The 7,406-nt window shown below is 68.2% G+C and carries 3 protein-coding genes; 1 reads left to right on the top strand and 2 read right to left on the bottom strand.

Features of this window, described 5'->3' with window-relative positions:
• Positions 1-82: 82 nt before the first annotated feature.
• Together ACXRVZ_RS05630 and ftsY are read right to left on the bottom strand one after the other, a co-directional pair.
• Positions 83-2,134, bottom strand: coding sequence for a S9 family peptidase (locus tag ACXRVZ_RS05630; RefSeq protein WP_457421002.1), 2,052 nt, complete (start codon positions 2,132-2,134; stop codon positions 83-85).
• A gap of 86 nt (positions 2,135-2,220) precedes the next feature.
• Entirely contained in the window at positions 2,221-3,360 is a 1,140-nt protein-coding gene (gene ftsY / locus ACXRVZ_RS05625) for a signal recognition particle-docking protein FtsY (protein WP_457421000.1), read from the bottom strand.
• Between the two features lie 124 nt (positions 3,361-3,484).
• Here ftsY and ACXRVZ_RS05620 point away from each other — a divergent pair, with 124 nt between their 5' ends.
• Positions 3,485-7,396, top strand: coding sequence for a beta-galactosidase (locus ACXRVZ_RS05620; RefSeq protein WP_457420998.1), 3,912 nt, complete (start codon positions 3,485-3,487; stop codon positions 7,394-7,396).
• The last annotated feature ends 10 nt before the right edge of the window (positions 7,397-7,406 follow it).

Below are 7,406 nucleotides of genomic sequence, written 5' to 3'. Positions count from 1 at the left end.
CCTCTGGCCCATGGCAGGCCCGGCGCTCGGCCCGCAAACGCATGCAGCGCCAGCGCCGCGCCATTCGCGTGGAAGGTGATGCTTACTTCTTCTCCGCAGCGGCCTTCAGGCCGGGCAGGAAGTCGGCCCCATGCGCGATCTGCGCGGTCGACTGGCGCACCGTCTCGCCCAGCGGCTCGACGCGGCCGCCCAGGCAATTGCCCAGGAAGCTCTCGGCGATCGCATTGAAGCCGACGCGGTTGTTCGGCTTGGCGAAGCCGTGGCCCTCGTCCGGGTAGACCACATAGGTGACCGGGATGTTCTTGGCCTGCATGGCCTGGACGATCTGGTCCGACTCCGCCTGCTTCACGCGCGGGTCGTTGGCGCCCTGGCCGATGAGCAGCGGGCGCACGATCTGGTCCGCCTTGTACAGCGGCGACGCGGCGCGCAGGACGGCCTTGCCCTCGTCGGTCGTCGGGTCGCCCATGCGGCTGTACATCTGTTTCTTGCCGGCTTCCCAGTAGGCCGGAATGGTGCCGAGCAGGGTTTCCAGATTGGACGGCCCGACGATGTCCACCGCACAGGTGAAGGCGGTGGGCGTGAAGGTCACGCCGGCCAGCGCCGCGTAGCCGCCATAGCTACCACCCATGATGGCGACCTTGTCGCTGCTCGTGACGCCCTGCTTGACGGCCCAGTTGACGGCGTCGATTAGGTCGTCGTGCATGGTCAGCCCCCATTGCTTGTTGCCGGCGTTCAGGAACTTCTTGCCGAAGCCGGTGGAGGCGCGGAAGTTCACCGACAGCACCGCATAGCCGCGGTTGGCCAGCCATTGGTGGTAGCCGTTATAGCCATGGCCATCGCGCCCCCAGGGGCCGCCGTGCACAAAGAGCACCATGGGCACAGCCTGTTCGGGCTTGCCGTCGCCGTTCTTGTCGGCGCCCTGCGGCAGCGTCAGGTAGCTGGGCAGCGTCAGGCCGTCGCGGGCCTTGATCTCCACCGGGTGCATGGGCACCAGCGGCGCGTTCTGCAATTCGGGGCGGGCGACGTACAGCGCAGACAGCTTCCGTGCCTTGCGGTCGTACAGATAGGTGGCGGACACCTTGGAGACCGGATCGATACCGACGATCCATTTGTCGTCGGCCCGGGTGCGGCTGCTGACGATGACCTCGCCCTTGCCGAGCTGCTGCTGCAACCAGTCGAAGTCAGCCTTGAGGCCCTTGTCGAGGAAATGCCATTCGGTGGTCAGGTAGTCGACCGCATAGGCCTGCACTTCGCCGGTGACGGTGTTGCGCAGCGTCTGCCCGAGGTCGGCCCGGGCATCCTGGGCGATCAGCTTGCGCTGGCCGGTGGCGGTGTCCTCGGCGAACACGGCGGTGGTGTCACGGTCGCGCGAGTCCGTCCAGTACAAGGTCTTGCCGTCGGCGGTGTAGCCGATGGGGCCGGTCGCGTTGTCTTCCAGGCTGGTGCTGAGGAAGGCCTTGTCGGCGACCACGCCGTCCTTGACCTGGTAGTAGTCGACACCGCCGGCGGCGTTGGGGCGCCCACCGAGGCGCACCTGCAGGTCGTCGTCGGTCTCGAAGCCGGCAAAGCCGTCGCCCTTCATGACCAGCTTCAGCTCGCCGGTCTTCAGGTTCAGCAGGTGCACGTCGTGCCAGCGCGGGTCGCGGTTGTTGATGCCGACCAGCACCTCGTCCAGGCGCTTGCGCGAGCCGCCGATCATGCGCACACGCACCTTGTCGAAGGGCGTGTAGTCGCGCTGCGCGCCGGTCTTCACGTCCACGCCGTACAGGCGGAAGTTCTCGTCGCCGGCGGTGTCCTTGACGAACAGCAACTGCTCGCTGTTGCCCGACCAGAAATGGCCGGGGATGGGGCGGTCCTTGGAGTCGGTGACGGCCTTGGCAGCCTCCGGTTTGTCGGCCGGCGCGACCCAGACGTTCATCACGCCGTTCACCGGCGCCATCCACGACAGCCATTGGCCGTCAGGGCTCAGCTGTGCACCGGCCTTGACCGGGTTGCCGAACAGCGCGGCGCGCGGGATCAGCGGCGTGTCGCCGACGGTGATGGCGGCCTTGCGGGCGTCGGCAGCGAGCGCGCTCATCGGCAGCGCGGCGGCGAGCGCCAGGGTCAGCGGCAGCAGAAACTGGGTACGGGACATGCGAACCTCGATGGGTTGGACGGACCCGCAGCATAGGCAGTCCTGCGGCCCATGCCATCGGTCAGGGCGCACGCGTCCCTTGAAACCTATTCCAGCAGCGCCCGCGCGAACTCCCGTGCGCTGAAGGTCTCGAGGTCTTCCAGCTTCTCGCCCACGCCGATGAAATAGACCGGCACGGGCCGCTCGCGCGCGATGGCCGCGAGCACGCCGCCCTTGGCCGTGCCGTCGAGCTTGGTGACGATCAGCCCGGTCAGGCCCAGCGCCTCGTCAAAGGCCTTGACCTGGTTCAGCGCGTTCTGGCCGGTGTTGCCGTCCACCACCAGCAGCACCTCGTGCGGCGCGCCTTCCTGGGCCTTGTTGATGACGCGCTTGATCTTCTTCAGCTCCTCCATCAGGTGGACCTGCGTCGGCAGGCGCCCGGCCGTGTCGGCAATGACGACATCCGCGCCGCGGGCGCGGCCGGCGGTGACGGCGTCGAAGGACACGGCCGCCGGGTCGCCACCCTCCTGGCTGATGATCTCGACCTTGGCGCGGTCGGCCCAGACCCCGAGCTGCTCGCGCGCGGCGGCGCGGAAGGTGTCGGCCGCAGCAAGCAGCACCTTCTGGTCGGCCTCGGCGAGGTGGCGGGTCAGCTTGCCGATGCTGGTGGTCTTGCCGGCGCCATTGACGCCCACGACCATCATCACGGTGGGCGAGTGGCGGCCCACTTCCAGGCCCTTTTCCAGCGGCGCCAGCAGCTCGGCCAGCGCGTCGATCAGCAGCGCGCGCACGGCCTGCGGGTCGCTGGCCTTGGCATCCTTGACGCGGCGCTTCAGGTCGTCGAGCAGGAACTGCGTGGCCCTGACGCCGGCGTCGGCCATCAGCAGCGCCTCTTCCAGCTCCTCGTAGAGCTGGTCGTCGATCTGCGTCCCGGTGAAGACRCCAGCAATGCTGCTGCCGGTCTTGCGCAGGCCGGCGCGCAGGCGGTCGAGCCAGCCCTGGCGTGGCGGCGCCACGGGTTCCGGAGCCGGTGGAGGCGGGGCAATGGGCCGGGCAGGTGCCGGCGTGACGGGAGCAGGGACCGGCGCGACCGGAACCTCAACAGGCACGGCGACAGGCGCAGCAACCGGTGGAGGCAGAGGAACCGGCACCGGGCTGGCTGGCTTGGTGACCCACCCCTCGGGCAGCAGGATGGGCGCTTCGTCTTCGGCGGGAGCGGAAGTCGTCTTCTTGAAGAAACTGAACATATACCGGCATTTTCGCTTGCCCCCGTGACCGCCTCGCTTTGAGCGCTTCTCGCACGCGCTTGATTTTTTGCCGGCATGGAACCGGGTGAAACTGCCCGAGGCTCCCCGCACTCCCGGTCCGCTCATGCCCGCTGCTTCCGCTTTGTCGCCCCGCTCCGCCCTCCGGCTGGTCTCGCTGGCTTCGCTGTTGCTGTGCGCAACCGTGCAGGCGCAGGACCTGCCCGGTCAGCAGGCGCCCACCGCCGTCAGCACGCCAGCAGGCGCCTTGGCCCCGGCGGCCAAGAGCGAGCGCACCTATCTGATGTCGGCCTTCATGGCCACATCGCAGAACACGCTGAGCCTGTTCAGCTCCACCGACGGCATCAACTTCACGTCGCTGGGCTCGGAGGTCTACACGCCGGCCAAGGAGTTGCTGCGCGACCCGTCCATCATCCGCGCGGCGGACGGCCTGTACTACATCGCCTACACGACCAACTGGAACGGCTCGACCTTCGGCATCGCCAAGTCCGCTGACCTGAAGAGCTGGACGCATGTGGCCGACGTGCCGGTCAAGCTCCCGGGGGTCAAGAACGTCTGGGCGCCGGAATGGTTCCGCGACAGCGACGGCAGCCTGAAGCTGGTCGTCAGCCTGTCCACGACCGGCACGCAGGGTCCCTTCGGCGCCTACACCGTGAAGGCGCTGGACGCCGGCTTCACGAAGTTCGGCGACCCGGTGCCCATGCAGGGGCTGGAGAAGAACTACATCGACACCTTCGTCATCCAGCACGAAGGCCGTTACGTCGCGTTCACCAAGAACGAGACGACCAAGTTCATCGAACTGGCCACCGCGCCGTCGCTGGACGGCCCGTGGACATTTCAGAAGACGGGCGACTGGGCCGGCTGGGGCGGCCCGTCGGAGGGCCAGGCGCTGGTGCCCGTCAAGGATGCGAACGGCAAGGCCGGCTGGCGCATCTACTTCGACGACTACATGACGAAGCGCTACTGGTACTCCGACAGCTTCGACGGCCTGCAGACCTGGACGGCCAAGAAGGAACTGGGCGGCGTGTCGGGCACCGTGCGCCACTTCACCGTCATCTCGGAAGAGACCGCGCAGCTGGAGCGCGCGACGGCGCCGAAGGCCAAGCCCAAGACGATTGCCTGGGACCGCCATTCGCTCATCGTCGACGGCAAGCGAGAGATGATCTTCGCGGGCGAGATGCACCCCTTCCGCCTGCCCTCGCCCGGCCTGTGGCGCGACGTGCTGCAGAAGATGAAGGCGTCGGGCCTGAACACCGTGTCCTTCTACTTCTCGTGGGGCTACCACTCGGCCAAGCCGGGCCACTACGACTTCACCGGCGTGCGCAACATCGAGCGCGTCATCGAGATGGCCAAGGAGGAAGGCCTCTACGTCATCGCCCGCATGGGCCCCTATGTGAACGGCGAGCTGACGGCCGGTGGCTTCCCCGGCTGGCTGCTGCGCCAGCGCGTCGAGGCGCGTACCGATGCGGCCGAATACCAGGCCGCGACCGACGAGTGGATGACGCAGATCAACGCCATCCTGGCGCGTCACCAGCTCACCAACGGCGGCGGCACCGTCATCGCCTATCAGCTGGAGAACGAGCTGTTCGCGGTGAATCCCAAGAACATCCGCCACATGCAGCACCTGGCGGACAAGGCGCGCGCCGACGGCATCACCGTGCCGCTGTTCCACAACGCCGCCTCGCGCCTGCCGGACTGGACACCGAAGACMTCGACCGCGCCCTTCGCCAACCCCGGCCCGACGGACATCTACGCCTTCGACGGCTACCCCGGCGGCGTTTGCAGCGTGGACGCCAAGCCCGGCACGCCGGCACCGGCGCCGGACTGGGGCATCTACGGCAAGAACCTGCCCAAGGTCGGCTCACTGGCCTCGCCCAACACGCCGGGCTTCGTTGCCGAGATTGGCGCGGGCTGGTTCGACTACTGGGGCAGCAACGGCACCTACGAGTGCACGGCGCAGCGCCAGGGCGGCGGCTACGAGCGCGTTTTCTACGGCAGCAGCCTCATCAACTCGCTGACCATCCACTCCATCTACATGGCGTTTGGCGGCACCAGCTGGGGCTGGCAGCCGGGCCCCATCGTCTACACGAGCTACGACTACGGCGCACCCATCAGCGAAGCCCGCGTCATGCGCGACAAGGCGCTGGTGCTCAAGCAGATGGGCGGCTTCGTGCAGGCGGCCACGCCGGTGCTGGCGCAGATGGACAAGGGCGAGGTGATCGACCCGGGCAACGCCAAGATCAGGCTTTATCACAACGTCAACAAGGCGCTGGGCAGCCATGTGCTGCTGGCCCAGCACAACCACCTCTCGGGCAGCGAGGCCTTAGCTTTCAAGCTGCAGACGCGTGACGGCAGCTATCAAGTGCCGCAGGCTGGCAAGCTGACGCTGACGGGCCAGGACGCCAAGCTGCTGCTCGCGTCCTACGCGCTGGAGCGCCAGCACCTGGTCTACAGCACCAGCGAGCTGCAGGCCCAGATGCAGCAGGGCGCGCGTGACCTGGCCCTGCTCTACGGCCGCAATGGCGACGACGGCGAGACCGTGCTGCGCTACGCCGCCAAGCCGACCGTGAAGCTGCTGCGCGGCCAGGCCCAGGTGAACTGGGATGCCAGCAGCGGCGACCTGCGCCTGAACTACGCCCACCAAGGGTTGATCGAAGTGCTGATCAGCGGCGGCGGCCGCGCGCCGCTGTTGCTGCTGCTGGCTGACGAGAAGACCGGCTGGGAGTTCTGGCGCTTGCAGGCCGGCGACCAGCCCGTGCTGGTGCGCAGCCCCGGCCTCGTCCGCACGGCAACCATCGCGGGAAAAACCCTGCAACTGAGCGGTGACACGATACAGCCGAGCGCGCTGCGCGCCTGGGCGCCCGATGGCATCAGCGCGCTGAGCTTCAACGGCCAGGCCGTCGCCGCGTCGGCGCAGGACTTCAGCCTCACCGCCCGCGCAGCCCTGCCCGGCCCGGACGCTGTTCGGCTGCCCGACCTGACGCAGCTGACCTGGACGCGTCGCTTCGACTCGCTCGAAGCCGATCCCAAGTTCGACGACAGCGCCTGGCGCAAGACCGACGCAGGCGCCTCGGCCGCCAACGTCTACACCGCGCCCGACAAGGGCCAGCCCGTGCTGGCGATGAGCGACTACGGCTTCCACCACGGCGACGTCTGGTACCGCGGCCGCTTCACGACGGCCGACACCAAGCCGCAGCAGCTGGAACTCTTCTTTGGCGGCGGTGGCGCCGGCATGATCCAGGTCTGGCTGGACGGCAAGTTCCTCGGCCAGCAGGAGCACGACACCGGCCGGCCCTTCCCCGAGACGACCGACACCTTCCGGCAGTTGCTGCAAGGTTTGCCCGCCGGCGAGCACGTGCTGGCTGTCGTCGTGCGCAACAACTCGCACAACTGGGACCTGTTCGCTGACGACGTGCACAAGGAGGCACGCGGCCTGATCTCCGCGTCCATCACGCCCAAGGGCGGCCAGCGCTTCGGCACGCCCATCGCCTGGAAGATCCAGGGCAACAAGGGCGGCGAGGACATCGCCGACCTCGTGCGCGGCCCCATGAACAGCGGCGGCCTGCACGGCGAGCGCATGGGCTGGCATCTGCCCGTCGACCCGACCAAGCCGCAAGCCGGCTGGGAAACCACGACGCCCGGCGCAGCGCCTTCCGCGCCCGGCAGCTACTGGCTGCGCACGAACTTCAAGCTGGACCTGCCGGCCGGCCACGACGTGCAGCTGGGCCTGGCCTTTGGCGACACGACCAAGCCGCGCTCCGAGGTGGAGAACCGCGCGCTGATCTTCGTCAACGGCTGGAACATGGGCCAGTTCATCGCCCACATCGGCCCGCAGCGCGTCTTCGTGCTGCCGCCGGGCATCCTGAACCCGAATGGCGAGAACACGCTGACCCTGGCCGTGACGACCGATGGCCAGGCCGCGAACGCGCTGGAGGCCGTGCGCCTGGTGCCGCTGGCCGTGGCGCGCGGCGGCGTACCGTTGGAGCCGGTGCCCCAACCCCGAAACCTGCAGCGCTGAACTTCCAAGA

The sequence above is a fragment of the Roseateles sp. P5_E8 genome (genome assembly GCF_054177665.1).
The sequence above is the reverse complement of the archived record's forward strand: the minus strand, read 5'-3'. Positions and strand labels throughout refer to the sequence as shown.